This window comes from Pseudoalteromonas sp. T1lg10, from assembly GCF_002964545.1.
In the GTDB taxonomy this organism is placed as follows: domain Bacteria; phylum Pseudomonadota; class Gammaproteobacteria; order Enterobacterales; family Alteromonadaceae; genus Pseudoalteromonas.
In genome coordinates this window covers 90,848-108,267 of sequence record NZ_PQBV01000037.1, presented here as the reverse complement: position 1 = coordinate 108,267, position 17,420 = coordinate 90,848, and the positions used below count along the sequence as shown (strand labels likewise).

16 protein-coding genes, 1 other RNA gene and 1 pseudogene are annotated in these 17,420 nt (G+C 49.7%); 10 read left to right on the top strand and 8 right to left on the bottom strand.

The window, feature by feature from the left end:
• Positions 1–4: 4 nt before the first annotated feature.
• Positions 5–1,144, bottom strand: coding sequence for a patatin-like phospholipase family protein (locus C2M17_RS09225; RefSeq protein ID WP_105200514.1), 1,140 nt, complete (start codon positions 1,142–1,144; stop codon positions 5–7).
• A gap of 147 nt (positions 1,145–1,291) precedes the next feature.
• Here C2M17_RS09225 and C2M17_RS09220 point away from each other — a divergent pair, with 147 nt between their 5' ends.
• Entirely contained in the window at positions 1,292–2,128 is an 837-nt protein-coding gene (locus C2M17_RS09220; RefSeq protein WP_105200513.1) for a DUF3014 domain-containing protein, read from the top strand.
• A gap of 240 nt (positions 2,129–2,368) precedes the next feature.
• Positions 2,369–2,465, top strand: an RNA gene (ffs, locus tag C2M17_RS09215) — signal recognition particle sRNA small type.
• Positions 2,466–3,444: 979 nt separating this feature from the next.
• Here the strand turns inward: ffs and C2M17_RS09200 are convergent.
• A complete protein-coding gene (locus tag C2M17_RS09200; RefSeq protein WP_105200510.1) occupies positions 3,445–3,684 on the bottom strand; it encodes an RNA recognition motif domain-containing protein in 240 nt (79 codons plus the stop codon).
• Positions 3,685–4,665: 981 nt separating this feature from the next.
• Here C2M17_RS09200 and C2M17_RS09190 point away from each other — a divergent pair.
• Genes C2M17_RS09190 through C2M17_RS09180 form a run of 3 tightly spaced genes read left to right on the top strand, consistent with a single transcriptional unit; the run spans position 4,666 to position 6,642 of the window.
• Entirely contained in the window at positions 4,666–5,349 is a 684-nt protein-coding gene (locus C2M17_RS09190) for an energy transducer TonB (protein ID WP_105200508.1), read from the top strand.
• Positions 5,350–5,407: 58 nt separating this feature from the next.
• Positions 5,408–6,028: an RNA polymerase sigma factor gene (locus C2M17_RS09185; protein ID WP_105200507.1), complete on the top strand. Its 621-nt coding sequence runs from the start codon at positions 5,408–5,410 to the stop codon at positions 6,026–6,028.
• Positions 6,028–6,642, top strand: a complete 615-nt coding sequence (locus C2M17_RS09180) for a hypothetical protein (protein ID WP_105200506.1) — start codon at positions 6,028–6,030, stop codon at positions 6,640–6,642. Before C2M17_RS09185 ends, C2M17_RS09180 begins: the two co-directional genes overlap by 1 nt.
• A gap of 50 nt (positions 6,643–6,692) precedes the next feature.
• Here C2M17_RS09180 and C2M17_RS09175 read toward each other — a convergent pair whose 3' ends face one another.
• The 5 genes and pseudogenes from C2M17_RS09175 to cmoA all read right to left on the bottom strand — a co-directional run bounded on the left by C2M17_RS09175 (position 6,693) and on the right by cmoA (position 11,301).
• Entirely contained in the window at positions 6,693–7,493 is an 801-nt protein-coding gene (locus tag C2M17_RS09175; protein WP_105200505.1) for a DUF3108 domain-containing protein, read from the bottom strand.
• Positions 7,426–8,097, bottom strand: coding sequence for a phosphoribosylglycinamide formyltransferase (gene purN / locus C2M17_RS09170; protein WP_105200504.1), 672 nt, complete (start codon positions 8,095–8,097; stop codon positions 7,426–7,428). The genes C2M17_RS09175 and purN overlap by 68 nt, the downstream gene beginning before the upstream one ends.
• On the bottom strand, positions 8,097–9,149 hold the full coding sequence (gene purM, locus C2M17_RS09165; RefSeq protein ID WP_105200503.1) for a phosphoribosylformylglycinamidine cyclo-ligase: 1,053 nt from the start codon (positions 9,147–9,149) through the stop codon (positions 8,097–8,099). The genes purN and purM overlap by 1 nt, the downstream gene beginning before the upstream one ends.
• A 447-nt stretch (positions 9,150–9,596) precedes the next feature.
• A pseudogene (cmoB, locus tag C2M17_RS09160) lies at positions 9,597–10,564 on the bottom strand (tRNA 5-methoxyuridine(34)/uridine 5-oxyacetic acid(34) synthase CmoB).
• Positions 10,565–10,575: 11 nt separating this feature from the next.
• On the bottom strand, positions 10,576–11,301 hold the full coding sequence (gene cmoA, locus C2M17_RS09155) for a carboxy-S-adenosyl-L-methionine synthase CmoA (RefSeq protein ID WP_105200502.1): 726 nt from the start codon (positions 11,299–11,301) through the stop codon (positions 10,576–10,578).
• A 227-nt stretch (positions 11,302–11,528) separates the two neighbouring features.
• Here cmoA and C2M17_RS09150 point away from each other — a divergent pair, with 227 nt between their 5' ends.
• A complete protein-coding gene (locus C2M17_RS09150) occupies positions 11,529–12,212 on the top strand; it encodes a DUF3334 family protein (protein ID WP_105200501.1) in 684 nt (227 codons plus the stop codon).
• A gap of 18 nt (positions 12,213–12,230) precedes the next feature.
• Here the strand turns inward: C2M17_RS09150 and C2M17_RS09145 are convergent, their stop codons facing one another.
• A complete protein-coding gene (locus C2M17_RS09145; RefSeq protein ID WP_105200500.1) occupies positions 12,231–13,088 on the bottom strand; it encodes a DUF72 domain-containing protein in 858 nt (285 codons plus the stop codon).
• Positions 13,089–13,281: 193 nt separating this feature from the next.
• On the opposite strand from C2M17_RS09145, the gene aspS reads away from it, so the two are divergent.
• The 4 genes from aspS (at position 13,282) to ruvB (ending at position 17,361) form a co-directional block, all read left to right on the top strand.
• A complete protein-coding gene (gene aspS, locus C2M17_RS09140; RefSeq protein ID WP_105200499.1) occupies positions 13,282–15,069 on the top strand; it encodes an aspartate--tRNA ligase in 1,788 nt (595 codons plus the stop codon).
• 129 nt (positions 15,070–15,198) lie between these two features.
• Entirely contained in the window at positions 15,199–15,720 is a 522-nt protein-coding gene (ruvC, locus tag C2M17_RS09135) for a crossover junction endodeoxyribonuclease RuvC (RefSeq protein WP_105200498.1), read from the top strand.
• A 2-nt stretch (positions 15,721–15,722) separates the two neighbouring features.
• Positions 15,723–16,343 (top strand): Holliday junction branch migration protein RuvA, encoded by a 621-nt coding sequence (ruvA, locus tag C2M17_RS09130; RefSeq protein ID WP_105200497.1) that lies wholly within the window; start codon positions 15,723–15,725, stop codon positions 16,341–16,343.
• Between the two features lie 13 nt (positions 16,344–16,356).
• Complete coding sequence (gene ruvB, locus C2M17_RS09125; RefSeq protein ID WP_105200496.1) at positions 16,357–17,361, top strand: Holliday junction branch migration DNA helicase RuvB; 1,005 nt, start codon at positions 16,357–16,359, stop codon at positions 17,359–17,361.
• Positions 17,362–17,420 lie beyond the last annotated feature (59 nt).

Genomic DNA, 17,420 nt, shown 5'->3' with positions numbered 1-17,420 from the left:
TGAGCTAATCCAAACTCAAAAAGTGGCGCAGCTCGGGTAATTTATCGAGTCCGTCCTGGTAGCCGAGGTCGATCAAATGTTGGGTATAGCGTTTCTCAAAGAGCAGGTAGCTGGGTAAGCTTGACTCGCTGTAGCGCTTCACACCAAAGCCACGCAGTAACAGGCGAATGGCGAGGGGCATATCGTCGTAATATTCGCTGCTTATGGTATTAAAGTTGTGCGAGGGATTAATAACAAAGGTGTCGATATGCTTGAGCTCTTTGTGGTCTTCACGGTCTTTTAGCAGGCTTAGGGTACGGTTAATGCGTTCAACGCGTTCCAGATCTGCCTGCAGGGTATCGGCGAACACACTGTCTAGCAGGTGGCCGGCAATATGCGAGATACCCGGATAATGCGGGGCATACTTGCGGTTTTCATCTTTCGGGGCCTCGACACCGATAACAAAAATGCGATCGGCGCCAAGGTGAATGGCACTCGAAAGCGGTGACATTTGGTGGATGGAACCATCACCATAATATTGCTGTCGAATTCTTACACTGGGGAACACCACGGGGATGGCACTGGAGGCCATCAGGTGTTCCATATGGATACGGGTTTTTAGTCCCTGGCGTCTCACCCGTTGCCAGGGTTCGGCGTTATGGCTTTGAAAAAAGGTAATGGAATCGCCGTTACTGTAATTCGAAGCGGTGACCGCCAAGGCATCTATGATCCCGCGGTGAATATTGCGGTCGATGCGCTCCATAGGCAGGACGTCGGCCAGCAGGCGCCTAAGAGGCGCGTTATTAAACAGGCTGCCCGGGGCATGGTTGGCATGGCCGGAGCGAAAGCTGGTAAGTATGTTGCGAAGGATATGGCCAAAAACATGGGCAAAGTCACTGCGGTAGACGTCCGAGGTATGAAATTGGCTCCACACCGCATCAAGCTTGCGGCTGGCCAAGTGGGCACAGGATGCCCAGCAGCCTAATGCCACGGAATTGATTGCCCCGGCAGAGGTGCCGGTGATAATACGAAACGGTAGCGGGGCGGTACGCGGTAGGCTATGAGTGAGGGCCTTAAGCACCCCCACCTGATAAGCCGCACGAGCGCCACCGCCGCTTAAAAACAATGCTGTGCCTTTTTGACCGCAATTAGTTTGCTTTCGCATATTATTTGCACTTAAATGGAGACCTAGCTTTAATGTAAAAGATTCTTCAGTAAAAAGAAACGTATAGGCAAGCGCGTTGTCAATGTTGGCACTGCCACTGATGGCTACCGCCCTTGCTGAAACCGTGGTTATGTTAACGGAGCACCTATGAAAGAGCAGCCCCCCGAACAAGACACGAAAACACCGAACAGAAATACCCTGTTATTTGCCGCCATCGTTGTTGTGGTGTTGATGATTGTAGTGGTTATCGCCCTCAGTAATCAGCAGCAACCGACTGAGCCGGCACCTGTTACCGAGCCCAAAGAGGTGGTTATTGAGCCGCAAGAGCCCGAACCCGAGTTAGAGCCGCAGCCAACCCCCGAGCCTGTTCAGCCCGAGCCCGTTCAATCTGAGCCGGTAATGGAAGAGCCCTTACCCAGCCTGGATGACAGCGATGCTGAGGTCAGCGAGCGGGTAGAGCAATCCTTGGCCGCCAGCAGTGCCGAACTATTGGTGAACGATGATTTAATCCGTCGCACCGTGGTGTTTGTTAATAACCTCGCCGCCGGTCGCGTTGCCACCAATCACTCGCCGGTGACTAAATTGCAAGAGCCGTTCAGCGTAGTTGAAGGCGATGTGCTGACCATGGACCCGCAAAGTTTTAAACGCTATGACCCTTATGTGGCCATTCTTACCGCCCTGGACAGCGAGCAACTTTTGGCGCTTTATAAACGCTTCGAGCCACTCTTTGTCGAAGCCTATGGCGAAGTAGGTGAGCCGGGTACCAGCTTTGAGCAGCGTCTGGTGCAGGCCATCGACCTGGTACTGGCAACGCCGGAGATGACCACACAAATTCCGTTGTTGCGCGATTCAGTTACCTATAAGTACGCCTATTCAGAATGGGAGAACCTGCCGCCGGCGCAAAAGCAATTACTGCGCATGGGCCCGGAAAACGTGGCCAAGGTGAAAGGGGTGTTACGCGAGTTACGCACCCAGCTTGATTAAATGCCGGTAATAAGAGAGCGGGTGGCACTGCCATTCGATTCTCGATAGCACAATAGCACAGAGGTGGGCTGGCCATCAGGCTTGCCCAATAACCTAAACTCGTGCCTAACAGACAACCAACTGTTTGTTTACTAGGCAGTTAACTTGGTTTTATCGGACAATTCACGGATTTCCCTTGAATCTCACCCTTAAAGTCGGGATAATCCCTCCTGCGCCCAAAGAGGCCCACTATGGTGGCCTTATTGGTCCTCTCGCAACACTAGCATGTGAACCTGGTCAGGCCCGGAAGGGAGCAGCCACAGCGTGTGATGTGTGTGCCGAGATGTGGCTGGTAAGGCTACCACCCAAATTCCTCTTCTTTGAAATCTTTCTGAAATCTACTCTCTTTCTACACTTACTATGTAAATTAATTTGCAGCTGATATCCGATCCCGCATTGGCCGGAGTCAGGCTAGAAGTAAATAATCAGACCATATTAATTTTAACTGCCGAAAAGGCAGGGTAAATAATCAACTGCTCCATAACTTTGTAGGGGCACTTTTTCCTGAAGCTTTTCCTTTTGTCTCTCTTCAAAACTGAATTGATGAATTTCGGATATTAGCTTATGAGTGATAGTTTGAAGATATTTGGATTGAAAGTGACCTTTCCCCTGAATTAGTACCATTCATTCAATGAGATAATGCAAATGCTCTAAGGGAGGCTTTGAGCGAAAAGCTGACCTTCATCCTTCCACATAAATTACTGTTTATATATCCATAATCGATGAGTTTCTCCCATAGTCAGGAAAACGATCCAATGGGTCGTTTTTGTCGTGTCCACGTTTATAGCAACGTAGCGTAACTTCAATGCTGGCAAGCACTTCCTAAGTTTGCTATCAATGGTCATAGGAAAAAAGCGAGACAGATTGCGGCAGAAAAACGACCCAATCGCTCGATATTAAATTGTTATGTGTTTCAAGCTGAACATTATGGACAAAGTTGTTTTGAAAAAATACGTTGATTTAATCAGCAATATATTTTTGGCTTGCATAGTAGTTGTGTACTTAATACTGATCTTCAAAGCGCGGGAGGAGTTTAGTTTTACTCTACTAGCAGTGCTATTGGGTCTGGGGTTAATCGCAATTGTCACGTTAGCTAAATCAACGATTAGTAAAAAAAAATAATGGTAAAAACACATAACAAGGCGCTGTTGTTGCCACTATCGTGGCTGGGACGGCTTACGCTGCGCTTCAGCCGCCCCAAAGCTTTGCGTTAGGTACAATACGAAAAGTTTGAAATCGAGCCAGCAATATCTAAGGTTTACTGGCTCTTATTGTTATTAGTTTTGAGCTAATTTAACTCTGATTTTGGTCTTAGCTACCGTTGAAAGGTGTAATTTTTCAATGGCTGTTTTTGCTTCGCTTTCGTCAGGCATTTCAACAAACGCGAAGCCTTTTGATTGACCAGTTTCTTGGTCTAAAACTAGATTGCACTCAGTTACAGTGCCGAAAGTGGAAAATAGAATACGAATGTCATGTTCCGATGTTTTACGCTCTAAATTGCGAACTAAAAGTTTCATGGTGGTTGCCTAATATAAAATGCGAGCTAAGTGTGGCAGGTAACGGTTAACAAACCAAGTTATTGATAACTTACCTTGAAAAAATTGTACCTAACAAAACGTTTAAGGCAGATTCGCAACGCGTGGCATTTTAGTCCAATTTGAGTTTTGTGTTTACGGTGCAATGGGTTAGGTGGTAGCGTTGCTCACTACTTAACGCGGCGTTCTCACCGTCCGCTTTTGGCACAAAAGAGTCATCCGAAGGTCATTATTGGGACAGGGGAAAGTTTTTGTCATCTTTTACTTCACTAATACCTCTGAAGTGCCTGAAATTGGCATGGGCTTTATGACAACTTTCACTTCAAACAACCGAACCCTACTCGAATAAGGTCTAAGATTAATTACAAACACCTTTAGTAAAAACCAATAAATAATGGGGGCGCGAAAAAGGGTATGAAATGTCCAGAGTGTGATTACACAGAAATTAAGTATTGGGATGTACTAAGTAAGCCTAGGAAGTTACGTTGCCCTCAATGTAATACTTCCATTGGTACCCACTCACTTATCTATTTTATTTTTTCGCTTAGTGTCATTTCTCCAGTTTTTATACTCGATTTCTTTCCAACGTGTGACCCTTTATTGCTGGATATACTTATTATATTGCCTTTGCTGGTGGGTGGGTTTACTGGCTATTCCTTGGTATGGGTGTTGCCTCTACTCAACAAGGATAAAATGGCTTACAAACTCCAGGAGATTATATTTTGGTCAATTATGGTGTTTGTTGTTGTGTGTGCCTTCGTTGGATAATTCCTTGTTGTGTTAATTTCAACGCTTCTATCAATACGAATTGCTTTGTGACCCCTGTTTACGGCCAACCTTAGTTGGGCTAAAGCAAGCTCTATGCAAAAATCTTAAAAATATTTTCACCCCTTTTTATACCCCCATGCGTTTTCTTAGTAAGCACCTTACTTGTCAGGGTGTCAGTTTTTAAGGGGAAATTGCATGGAAAATACATTGAATATTACTTATGGCGCTCACCAGAGTGGCACATACGAACCGGGTTTTGAGCCCAGCCATGATCTGATCGCACCAGGTTTTAAGGCGGTTGCCTTTGCGTTAGCCGCTGCGGCGATCACTTTGGCGACCTTTAGCTTTATGGTGTCGCTGTTGACCGCAGAGCAACGTGCGCCCGTTGAGGTGTTTGACGATGTCATTGTGGAAATCATGGAGCCGCCAAAGCACACCGAGGTGCTCAAAAAAGCCAAGCCGGTGCCACCTAAGGTTGAGCCAAGGCCAGAATCAAGACCAAGCCTGGTTGCCGACCCAGGTGGTGAGGTGCTGACGTTAGCGCCGACCTTGCCGGATGTGGGCACCGAGATGTCGGATTTGGGGGAATTTTCATCCATGTCTCGCGATACCGCCATGCCCTTGGTGCGGGTACCGCCGCAATACCCAGCGACCGCCGCCCGTGAGGGGATCGAAGGTTATGTCATACTTAGCTATGATATTTCCCCAACCGGTCAGGTTATCAATGCGAAGGTAATTAGCGCCGAGCCCAAGCGGATTTTTGATCGTGAGGCCCTTAAGGCGCTGAGTAAATGGAAGTTTAGCCCTAAGGTTGTGGAGGGTGTGGCTAGGAGCCAGCCCAATCAACAGGTAAGATTAGACTTTAACTTGCAAAATTAGTCGCCTAGGGCGCCACCCTGGATTTGAGCCTAGGGTGTCGCCGATTTAAGGAGTGAAGATGCTAAAAGCGGTTGCCACACGGATATTTGCGCCCCTGTCGCCAAACTATAGCCACTATAGTGATGAGCAATTGGCGCAACTGGCCGCCGACAGCGCCAAGGCACGGGATGTCTTGGTGCTCAGGCTAAGCGACGATGTGCTGTATTTTTTGCAGGCCCAGTTAGTGTCCTTAAGTGAGGATAGCCATACGCGGCGGCAATTGGCGCTCGATTTATTGCATGAGGTGTGGTTGCGCTGGTTGGCCCAGCCACAACGCTTTAGTCCGCAACAGCAGGGCAGCTTTAAGGCTTGGTTATTTAGCCTGGCCCGCAATCAGGTGATTGATTATGCCCGCAGGAAAAAGCGTCATCTACCGGTAGAAGAATGTCTGCAGGAGCCTAATTTGCACCTCGACGCCCAGCATATAGAGGGACTGATCATGGCCGCCACCGAGCAGCAATTAACAGCGGCGATAGCAGACTTGCCGCACTTACAACGCGAGGCCTTAACCTTGCAACTCGAGGGTTTTAGTTTGCAAGAAATTGCCCAGATCACCGCCAGCGCCCAAGAGAGTGTAAAAACCCGATTGCGCTATGCACGCGCAAAAATTGCCGCCACCATGGTCAAAGGAGCACAGTAATGGCAAACCGCGGATCAGACAAACTGGCCCAATGGCAGCAACAACAAAAACAACAAAGTGGCCTGCAGGCACAGGAGAAAAAAGCCTTGTTGTCGGCCCTCAATTCGAGCCCCCGTAATCGTCGTAGCTGGTGGCATCAGGGTCAGTGGCTGATGGCCTGTGTGGCCTTATTTACCTTAGTGTCGGTAACCTGGCAGGCGGCAAAGCAAGAGCATGCCCCCCTGTATAGCGTTGAGAGTTATACGCGCATGGAAATCTTTGATATCGCCGATGGCGAGCAACGCATGCGTATCAGCGACACGGTACCGGCGCAACTGGGCAGCATAGAGCAGGCCGAGCTGCAGCTGGCCAGTCAGCTGCGGGTGCAACACCAGGCCTATGCGCTTGACCAAGAGCAGGAGCCGGTTCGTTTAGTGCGTTTAGTGCAAAATAAGGGCGATTGGTTGTTGGCCGATTGCCGGCAACAGGTGTTAATCGCCTTGAGCTCGGAACTGTTGAAGCGGGTAGGGCACCCGGCGGCGCAACTGCAGTCTGGCGCTCTGTTGGCCTTGTCTTTTGACAGTAACGGTCAGCTGGTGGCAATACAGGGAGCGGGCAAGTATCAGCAGTGCTGAGGTAAGAGAGGTCAGGCGCTAAATGTAGCGCCTGTTTTTGTGTTCTAAGATTAGTGGGTTGCGGTGCCTGGCGTGTACTTGGCCAACTCCACCTGGAACTGTTCAACGCCGTCTTTGCCCTTGTACATGCGTACCATCATATGATCTAGGCTAGGAGCAAACCAGGCGATGGCTTGGCGCTTATCATTGTCGTACACACGTTTAACCTTGATGGTTTCCACATTGCCTATGGGCAGGGTAATGGTTTCGTTGCCAATCACCTCGAATTGATATTCGCGGTTGTTACCCTTTTTATCCACTATGGGGTAGGTAAACTTGGTTTCACCCTTGCTTAGCGCCTGACGCAATGAGATCTGGTAAGAAAGCACGTCCTGGAAGTTTTGTTGCCAGGTGCACTCAAGCGGGTATTTAGACTGGTTGCTAAATACCTGCTGTTGCTGGTGATCAAAACTGATCTTATAGGTTTTATCCGGGCCGGTACCTGAGCGCTTAAGTATATAGTCTATGGGCAATACGGCACCATCGACATATTTAAAGCGACTGCTTTCCTGGCGCTCGTCGGAGAAGATCATCCACTCAATTTCGCTGCGGTAGCTTAATTGGTAGAGGTCATTGTCGACGCGGGTCAGGCTGCGCTGTGCGGCACCATGGCGTTCACCCTGACGGGTCACTATATACTCGGCGCTGTATTCGTTTAAGGCGATGGTCGGTGCAGGATCTGCATCTTGCTGCTCGGCGTGAGCAAGATTGACACCGCAGCCAAGGACTGCGGCAATCAATAATTTAGCTGTCCAAGTACGCGCTGAGGTCGGCGCCTTGGCTTGGAAGGGTGTTGTTATCGAGCACTGCATAGTTATCTTCCATTTTCAGTCGTTGTTCGCTGAACCACTTAACCACCAACGGATAGATAATATGTTCTTGTGCATGCACTTTTTGCGCTAAGCTCTGTGCTGTGTCATCGCTTTCGATGGCCACCTGTGCCTGAACTATCACAGGTCCGCCGTCGAGCTCTTCGGTCACAAAGTGAACGCTAACGCCATGCACTTTATCGTTTGCATCTAAAGCACGCTGGTGGGTATTCAGCCCTTGGTACTTAGGCAACAAGGAAGGGTGAATGTTCAACATTTTCCCTTTAAACTTTTGCACTAAGCCTGCTGTTAGAATACGCATAAATCCAGCTAATACAACACAGTCAGGTGAAAAACTCTCAATCAGCTCACCCAGAGCCACGTCATATTCTTCGCGCGAGGCAAACGCCTTGTGGTCTAACACTTTTGTTTCGATGCCAGCATTTTTGGCGCGCTCAAGGCCGAAAGCATCGGCCTTATTAGAGATCACTGCGCAGATTTCAGCGGGGAGGGTGCCCGCTGCAACTGCATCAATGATGGCCTGTAGGTTAGAGCCACTGCCCGAAATAAGTACTACGAGTCGGGCGAGGTTCTGGCCTGGTGTCATTATTGCGCACCACCGATGATTTCAACTTGCTCTTCGCCGACAACAGCGTCTTGGATTTCACCAATGTGCCAAGCGTTTTCGCCCGCATCTTTAAGGATGCTCAGGCTTTGCTCTAGCTTGTCGGCAGGAACCACAAGCACCATGCCTACACCACAGTTAAAGGTGCGGTACATTTCGTGGGTTTCGATGTTGCCGTTGTCTTGTAGCCAGTTGAATACCGCAGGCCACTGCCAGCTGTCACCCTTGATCACGGCTTTAGCCGACTCAGGCAATACGCGTGGGATGTTTTCCCAGAAGCCGCCGCCTGTGATGTGTGAAAGCGCGTGTACGTCTACTTGCTTAAGTAGCTCTAGTACCGGCTTAACATAGATGCGCGTTGGCTCAAGCAGGTGCTCGCCTAGGGTTTTGCCTTCAAATTCGCTGTTGGTGTCGGCGCCAGATACTTCAAGAACCTTACGGATCAATGAGTAACCGTTTGAGTGCGGGCCGCTAGAGGCAAGAGCGATAAGCTGATCACCGGCAGCAACCTTAGTGCCGTCGATAATGCCTTCTTTTTCTACCACACCCACACAGAAACCAGCCATGTCGTAGTCGTCGCCTTCGTACATGCCAGGCATTTCAGCGGTTTCACCACCGATAAGGGCACAACCAGAAAGCTCACAACCCGCGCCAATGCCAGTAACTACGTCGGCAGCCGTGTCTACGTCTAGTTTGCCGGTGGCATAGTAATCAAGGAAAAATAGTGGCTCGGCACCTTGAACGATAAGGTCGTTAACACACATGGCAACCAGGTCGATGCCTACGGTGTCGTGCTTTTTAAGGTCGATTGCAAGACGCAATTTAGTGCCCACACCATCGGTACCGGCAACTAAAACAGGCTCTTTGTAGCCAGTCGGTAGCTGACATAGCGCACCAAAGCCGCCGATGCCGCCCATCACTTCAGGACGTTTGGTCTTTTTCACAACGCCTTTAATGCGTTCTACTAGGGCGTTACCCGCATCGATATCAACGCCGGCATCTTTGTAGCTAAGAGACTGTTTTTGTTCGCTCACAGGGTTTCCTCAAAATTTAATTTAGGGGTGATCAGGGTCTGTTGACCTTTGTTGTTTGTTTCTGCAGCAGTTTGTAGCAGATTTGTACAAGGCGTCATATGTGTGGTGTAGTTATTCTACATAAACATGTAACAACACAGTAGAAATGCGCTACAAACGCTGCCCTGTGGGTTCATCTAAACGCATCCTGCTCTGTGTTACTCGCTATGAACATAGGCGAGCAAGACCGAAGCAATGCTTCGCAGCTTAGCGAGGTGAGCGCATGGATGCGCGATGTAACCAAGCTTCACGGATGAATTAAACCACATAAATCAGTGATGATATTCATCAGAATGCGTTTAGATTGAACATAAAGTAAACCACAAAGATAAACAGGCCCTCTAAACGCCGGGCATTTTACAGCAAATGCCGCGGCTTAGCTAGGAAAAGGAGGACCTTTGTCCTTGTTTATGCGGTAGCCACAATAACCGCTCTTAATGGTGCCGGATAGCCCTCAATGGTCTTGTTTGGATCAGTGGGGTCTAGGAAATCGGCCAGAGATTCATTTTCCATCCATTCGGTGCGGCGCTGCTCGTTGAGCGAGGTTTGGTCGGTGTCGACGACGCGAATATCCTTAAAGCCAACACGGCGCATCCACAGCATCAGGGCTTCTGTGCTGGGGATATACCAGACATTACGCATTTTCGCATATCTGTCCTCGGGTACCAGAACTGTATTGATATCCCCCTCGATAACCAGGGTTTCTAACACCAGTTCGCCGCCTTTGCGCAACTGAGCGCGCAACTGGGCCAGGAAGTCGATGGGCGAACGGCGGTGATACAGCACGCCCATGGAAAACACGTATCAAAGGCTTTGAGTTCCGGCAGTTGTTCCACCCCTAACGGCAGCAGGTGTACCGCCGGGTCTGGGTTATAGTGCTTAATGGTTTGGAACTGACAAAGGAATAAATCGCTTGGGTCAATGCCGACTACCAGCTCGGCACCTTCGCCGCGCATACGCCATAGGTGATAACCCGAGCCACAGCCGATATCCAGCACCTTGCGCCCATGCAGTGGGCTGATATGAGGTAAAACTCGATCCCATTTCCAGTCGCTGCGCCATTCGGTATCAATATCAATGCCGAACAAAGAGAAGGGACCTTTACGCCAGGGCATAAAACGCTGCAATAAATGGATAAGCTGCTTGCGCTGGCCTTCGTTAATATCCTCGCTGGTACCTACTTGCACCTGAGTTTGAATATTCACTTCTGAGGCGTTCAATTCAGGCAGGTTATTGAGTACTTTTAGCCATTTCGGCATATCGCCATGTCGGGCTTCGTCTTGCCAGTGTTGTAGTTGCGCCGGCAAGGTATTGAGCCAATGGCTGAGCTCGGTGCAGGCAATATGGCGATAAAATTCGTTAAACCACTGATTCATAGTTGTTCCGTTTATTTAATTGCGACCATGGAGCAAAAGTTGAAGCATTGATACCACACCTGGGTTTGGCTGAAGCCAATCTCATTAAGGCGGGTGAGGTGTGTGCTCAGGGTGTCGGTGCGCATCACATTCTCGATGGCGGTACGCTTTTGGCTGATCTCCAGCTCGGAATAGCCGTTGGCGCGCTTAAAGTCGTGGTGCAGATCGATCAACAGGTCGTCGACGATTTGATTTTCACCACGCAGCTTTTCGCTCAACAGTAAAACGCCGCCGGGCTTAAGGGCGTTGTAGATACGGCTTAATAGCGCCTGGCGTTTTTCCGGCTCAATAAATTGTAAGGTGAAGTTCATTGCCACTACAGAAGCATTTTCTAATTTGGCGTCTAAGATATCGCCCAACTCAACCTTGACCGGTACCGTGGAGCGAAAGCCTTCAAGGTGTAAACGGCAACGTTCAACCATGGCTGCGGAATTGTCGATGGCAATGATCTCACAGCCGGTTTGGTTCAGGTTGCGGCGCATGCTCAGGGTCACTGCGCCCAAGGAGCAACCTAAGTCATAGAGGTTACTGTTGTTTTGCGCGTACTTACCGGCAAGTTTGCCCAGGGTGCTGACTATGGTGGCGTACCCGGGGACCGAGCGCTCGATCATATCGGGGAATACTTCCACTACCTTGGCGTCAAAAGTGAAGTCTTTTACTTGTTGTTCAGAGGCGTAAATACTGTCTTTGGCTGACACTTTGCTAAGCTCTAGCTAGAAACGATGACGTTATTTTATCATTTTTGTGCTGTTTGTGGGCAGCTTTAGTCGGCGATTATGTACGGGCATTAACCCTGTGTGCTGACCAAGGGGATATAAGAGCAGGAGCAGTGATAAAAAAGCGCGAATAAACCAAGCCTATTTGCCGTTAATTCAATATGTTAGTTGCGGCAATGCGCCATTAACAGCAGCAAGTGAGACTGTGCATGAGCAAAAGCAAAGTAATTAGCACCGATGATATCCTCGCTACCTTGTGTCATTCGGTCACTCAGGTCTTATCGTCCGCCAGTGGCAATAGCATAGGTTATTCCGCCATGGTGCAGAAAATATCGCACACTTGTATGCGCCCGGACCTAGGCTGTTTTGTGCTGTTTGACGGCGGTTTTAGCGCCTTAGTGGTGACCAACTTCAGCGCTGGGGCGGCGCTGGAAATTTACGGCAATTACCTGCGCAACATGGGTATGCCACAGAGTGAGCTGGCAAAAAGCCATTTATCCGATGATGTGGCCAATGTGCTCGGGGAGTTGATGAATCAGATTGTCGGCGACTTTAGCAAAAAAGTGGGTGAACAACTGCACACTTCCATCAGCCAAAACCAGCCGAAAATGATGGCTATTAATAAGCAGGTGCAGATCTCCGTCGATACTACCTCAGACAGACCGCAGGCGCGACGGGTCACCTTTACCACCCAAAGTCAGCATATCTTCTATCTTGAAATGGCGATGGAAAAAACCGAGTTTTTTAAGCTGCGTGATTTTGATATCAATGAAGCGGTAGACCCGGATGAGATCATCGCCAATACCCGTGCCGAGCAACAGACCAAGGTGAAACAACAGCAAGAGGTCGATCAGGATATCGATGATGACTTTATGGAAAACCTCGGTTTATAGTGGTGAGCCTCGGGGGGACTAAAAGAAACTGCTTTGCTGCTTGTATTCACCGGCAAAGGGGTCGACAGCTCTATGATGATAACCGCAGTGGGCTTTTAAATCTTGAGCAAACTGTCGTGCTAATAAGGGTGCGCCATGATTGTCGGCGGTGTGCAAAAACACATAGGGCTCACGGCCTTCATCCAGCCATTGCTTAATCTTTTTGAGCCAGGGTTGATAGTAGCTTTGATATTCATCCCCCATGGCGGCGATAACAAAACGCACGATAGGGCGCTGGCCCAAAGCAATAGCATGCACGGGGAGATGGGGCTTCTTTTGCTGGGCATCAATAATGGCGTCGTTATAAGGCTTGGCGGCAAACAGCGCCCGGGTATCCATGCACACACGATCTATGCCCTGTTCAAAACAATAGCGATTAAGCTGTTTCTCGCCATCCCCTTTGGTGAAAAATTCAGGATGCCTGACTTCTATGCTGCGGCCGATGTCCGCGGGTATCTGCGCCATAAAGTGTTGTAAGCGACTCAGGTGCATGGGGGCAAAACTGGCGGGCAGTTGCAACATCAGGGATCCGGTTTTTTCCAGCAAGGGTGACATTAACTTCAACCAGGTATGTACCGCCTGTTTATCACATTGCAGCGCCAGGTCGTGGCTAAAACGCTTGGGAAACTTAAAGGTAAAGCGAAAGTCATCGCCGGTGGCCTCATGCCAGCGCTGTATTGTCTCAGTCTTGGGATCGGCATAAAAGGTGGTGTTCCCTTCCACCGAGTTAAACACCTGGGCATATTGCGCCAGCATCTGGGCGTTTTGACAGTCGGAAGTAAAAAGACTGCCTTTCCAGGCGTTATTGGCCCATTGTGGGCAACCCAAATACAACATCTGTGCTTTTGCTCTTGTCTTTATTTGCTCTGATACGCAAATGCTACCATAGCTTGGGTCTTCAAGGTGGTGAATAAATAGCCAAGCCGTAGTTTGCTTCGTGACATTGACCGCCGATTTTATATAATTGACGCAATTTATTTGGCCACTGCGTGCATTTAGCTCACGCGCTTACAATTAAAACAGGAATATTATGCGCTCTATATATTGCGGACACTTGAATAAAAGCCATGTCGACCAAGAGGTTACTCTTTGTGGTTGGATCAACAAACGCCGTGATCTAGGCGGTTTGATCTTTGTCGATGTGCGTGACCGCGAAGGCCTGGTGCAGGTGGTGTTTGACCCTGAAGTAGAAGGGTTAATGGATATTGCCAACAAACTTCGTCAAGAATTCTGTGTCCAGATCAAAGGTGTGGTGCGTGCTCGCCCCGAAAGCCAAGTAAATAAAGATATGGCCACAGGTGAAGTTGAAATTCTTGGCACCGCGCTTGAAATCATCAACCGTGCCGAAGCGCTACCGCTGGACTTTAACCAGCAAAACTCGGAAGAGCGTCGTCTTAAATACCGTTATCTTGACCTGCGTCGTCTTGAGATGAGCGATCGCATTAAACTGCGTGCCAAGGCTTCAAGCTTTGTACGTCGTTTCTTAGACAGCAACGACTTCCTTGATATCGAAACTCCGGTATTGACCAAGGCGACACCAGAGGGTGCTCGTGACTACTTGGTACCTAGCCGCGTACACCACGGCAGCTTCTATGCCTTGCCACAGTCGCCGCAGTTATTTAAACAGTTGCTGATGATGTCTGGTTTCGACCGTTATTATCAAATCGTGAAATGTTTCCGTGATGAAGACTTACGTGCAGACCGTCAGCCTGAATTCACCCAGATCGATATCGAAACCTCGTTTATGACGTCAGATCAGGTTCGTGCCATCACCGAAAAACTAATTCGTGATATGTGGCAAGAGCTACTGAACGTTGACCTTGGCGAATTCCCTGTGATGGGTCACGAAGAAGCCATGCGTCGCTTCGGTTCGGATAAGCCGGACTTACGTAACCCGATGGAACTTATCGACGTTGCCGACTTAGTGAAAGACGTTGAGTTTAAAGTATTCTCAGGCCCGGCCAACGATGAAAAAGGCCGTGTAGCTGTACTTACCGTACCAGGCGGTGCTGAGTTATCACGCAAACAAATCGATGATTACACTAAGTTTATCGGCATCTATGGTGCAAAAGGTCTGGCCTGGATGAAGGTTAACGACCGCGACGCCGGTGTTGAAGGCGTGCAATCACCTATCGCTAAATTCCTAAGTGAAGAAGTGATCACTGCCTTGCTTGAGCGTACCAATGCGCAATCTGGCGACATCATTCTATTTGGTGCCGACAGCCGCAACGTGGTTAACGAAGCCATGGGTGCACTACGCTTGAAAATCGGTTTAGACCTTGAGCTAACAGATTTAAGCAAGTGGGCACCGCTTTGGGTTGTTGACTTCCCAATGTTTGAAGAAGACGACGAAGGTAACCTGCACGCGGTACACCACCCGTTCACGGCACCAAAAGGCGTAAGCCCAGAAGAGCTGGAAGCCAACCCGGCGGGCACCTTATCCGATGCCTATGACATGGTCTTAAACGGCTACGAAGTCGGTGGTGGCTCTGTACGTATTCACAACAGCGCCATGCAAGAAACAGCTTTCCGCATCTTGGGTATTGAAGAGCAGGAGCAACAAGAGAAGTTCGGCTTCTTACTGGATGCCTTGAAGTACGGTACGCCTCCACATGCGGGTCTGGCCTTTGGTCTTGACCGTCTGGTAATGCTGCTATGTGGCACGGACAACATTCGTGACGTAATCGCCTTCCCGAAAACTACTCAGGCTTCATGCTTGATGACGGATGCGCCAAGCGGTGCCAACCCGGATGCGCTTAAAGAGCTGGGTATCGCCATTGCACCTAAAGCAAGTGCGACAGCGGAGCAGGGTGAGTAATCCGCTCGCTCAGACACAGAGTTCAATCTTAAAAGCGGCTTAGGCCGCTTTTTTCTTGTGCCTCGCCTTTACACTGGTCATCCATACAGTTACCATTGTTTGGTGCAATAACAAGAATAAGGTTTCTGGGTGAGTATTATTTTGGGGATTGACCCTGGCTCGCGATTCACCGGTTACGGCGTGGTGCGCCAGCAAGGACAGCGCTTTGTCTATCTGGGCAGCGGCTGTATTAAGCTTGGTGAGAACGCGTTTCCAACGCGTTTAAAAATGATCTACCAAGGTGTCACCCAGTTGATCGAACAGTTTAACCCCGACGCCTTTGCCATTGAGCAGGTCTTTATGGCCCACAATCCGGACTCGGCACTCAAGCTGGGTCAGGCTCGTGGTGCCGCTATCGTTGCCGCCACCATGGCAGAGCTGGGTGTACACGAGTATTCCGCGCGCCAGGTAAAACAGGCCGTGGTGGGTAAGGGCTCGGCAGAAAAAGCACAAGTTCAACATATGGTTAAGCATATTTTAAAGCTGCCGGCGACGCCCCAGGCGGATGCCGCCGATGCCTTGGCCATTGCCATGTGTCATGGTCACTCACAACAAAACCTGATTAAATTAGCCGGCCAAGCGCGCAAAACCGTGCGTGGTCGTTTGAGGTGAATATGATAGGAAGAATTCGCGGACAATTAGTCGAAAAACAGCCTCCAGAAGTGCTGGTGGATGTGGCCGGTGTCGGCTATGAAATCAGCTTGCCCATGAGCTGTTTCTACGCCTTGCCGGAGTGCGGCGAAGACGTCACCCTGTTTACTCATTTTGTGGTGCGTGAAGATGCCCAGCTTCTATTCGGTTTTAACACCAAAAGCGAGCGCGCTCTGTTTCGAGAGCTGCTAAAAGCCAATGGTGTGGGTCCTAAACTTGGCCTCGGCATTCTCTCTGGCATGTCGGCGGAGCAGTTTATCCGCTGTGTCCATCATGGCGATGCCAGCACCTTAGTGAAGCTTCCCGGGGTGGGCAAGAAAACCGCCGAGCGTCTGGTGCTGGAAATGAAAGACAGACTCAAAGACTGGGGGCCGGATTTATTCACGCCATATACGGATGCGGCGCCCCTTAGCGGTGCAGATGGTGATACCTTAGTAGCCGCCAATGCCACAGACGATGCTATTGCTGCCCTGGAAGCCTTGGGTTATAAGAATAGTCAGGCAACAAAAGCGGTGAAAGCCGTTGCCCAGGAGGCCATGACCTCGGAGCAAATGATCAAGCAAGCGCTTAGGGCGATGCTGTAACAGAGATAAGTGAATGATAGAAGCGGATAGACTAATTGAGCCCCAGCAGCAGGGCAATGAAGACGTGGTCGATAGGGCCATACGACCTAAGCTGCTGGCGGACTATCATGGTCAGCCTCATGTAAAACAGCAAATGGATATCTTTATCGAGGCGGCACGCTCTCGCAGTGAGGCCTTGGATCACCTGCTTATCTTCGGTCCGCCGGGCTTGGGTAAAACCACCTTGGCGAACATAGTCGCCAACGAGCTGGAGGTGAGTATTAAAACCACTTCAGGCCCGGTATTAGAAAAGGCCGGCGACTTGGCGGCCTTGCTAACCAATTTAGAAGCCCATGATGTGCTCTTTATCGATGAAATCCATCGCATGAGCCCGCATGTGGAAGAAATTCTCTACCCGGCCATGGAAGACTATCAACTCGATATCATGATAGGCGAGGGTCCGGCAGCGCGCTCAATCAAGTTAGATTTACCGCCCTTTACCCTTATCGGTGCAACGACTCGGGCCGGCTCTTTAACCTCACCGCTGCGCGACCGTTTCGGTATTGTCCAGCGCCTGGAGTTTTATAATGTCGATGATCTGGCATCCATAGTTAAGCGCTCTGCAACTCATCTTGGTTTGAGCATAGACGAGCAGGGTGCATACGAGGTTGCTAAACGTTCGCGGGGCACGCCGCGTATTGCCAACCGCTTGTTGCGCCGCGTTCGTGACTTTGCCGAGGTGAAAGGCGATGGCAGCGTGTGCGCCGATATTGCCGCCCAGGCTCTGGATATGGTGGATGTTGATAAAAGCGGTTTTGATTACATGGATCGCAAGTATTTACTGGCGATCATCGAGAAGTTTATGGGTGGGCCGGTTGGTTTGGACAACCTCGCCGCCGCCATAGGCGAAGAAAAAGAAACCATTGAAGATGTCATTGAGCCTTATCTGATCCAACAAGGCTTTATTCAACGTACACCAAGAGGGCGCATTGTATCTGACCATGCCTATGCTCACTTTGGTCTGCATAAGGCGACCTAAGTCTGGTGTGTAAAATCGCATTTTATTAGCCGAGCGCTAATTAGCCGAGCCATAAGCTC

Excerpts from the sequence above, each read along its gene's own strand:
- C2M17_RS09200 (WP_105200510.1), bottom strand. The coding sequence starts at position 3,684 with ATGAAACTTTTAGTTCGCAATTTAGAGCGTAAAACATCGGAACATGAC.
- C2M17_RS09190 (WP_105200508.1), top strand. The coding sequence starts at position 4,666 with ATGGAAAATACATTGAATATTACTTATGGCGCTCACCAGAGTGGCACA.
- purN (WP_105200504.1), bottom strand. The coding sequence starts at position 8,097 with ATGACACCAGGCCAGAACCTCGCCCGACTCGTAGTACTTATTTCGGGC.
- ruvB (WP_105200496.1), top strand. The coding sequence starts at position 16,357 with ATGATAGAAGCGGATAGACTAATTGAGCCCCAGCAGCAGGGCAATGAA.
- C2M17_RS09150 (WP_105200501.1), top strand. The coding sequence starts at position 11,529 with ATGAGCAAAAGCAAAGTAATTAGCACCGATGATATCCTCGCTACCTTG.
- C2M17_RS09185 (WP_105200507.1), top strand. The coding sequence starts at position 5,408 with ATGCTAAAAGCGGTTGCCACACGGATATTTGCGCCCCTGTCGCCAAAC.
- ruvA (WP_105200497.1), top strand. The coding sequence starts at position 15,723 with ATGATAGGAAGAATTCGCGGACAATTAGTCGAAAAACAGCCTCCAGAA.
- C2M17_RS09225 (WP_105200514.1), bottom strand. The coding sequence starts at position 1,144 with ATGCGAAAGCAAACTAATTGCGGTCAAAAAGGCACAGCATTGTTTTTA.
- C2M17_RS09175 (WP_105200505.1), bottom strand. The coding sequence starts at position 7,493 with ATGCAGTGCTCGATAACAACACCCTTCCAAGCCAAGGCGCCGACCTCA.
- C2M17_RS09180 (WP_105200506.1), top strand. The coding sequence starts at position 6,028 with ATGGCAAACCGCGGATCAGACAAACTGGCCCAATGGCAGCAACAACAA.
- C2M17_RS09145 (WP_105200500.1), bottom strand. The coding sequence starts at position 13,088 with ATGTTGTATTTGGGTTGCCCACAATGGGCCAATAACGCCTGGAAAGGC.
- C2M17_RS09220 (WP_105200513.1), top strand. The coding sequence starts at position 1,292 with ATGAAAGAGCAGCCCCCCGAACAAGACACGAAAACACCGAACAGAAAT.
- aspS (WP_105200499.1), top strand. The coding sequence starts at position 13,282 with ATGCGCTCTATATATTGCGGACACTTGAATAAAAGCCATGTCGACCAA.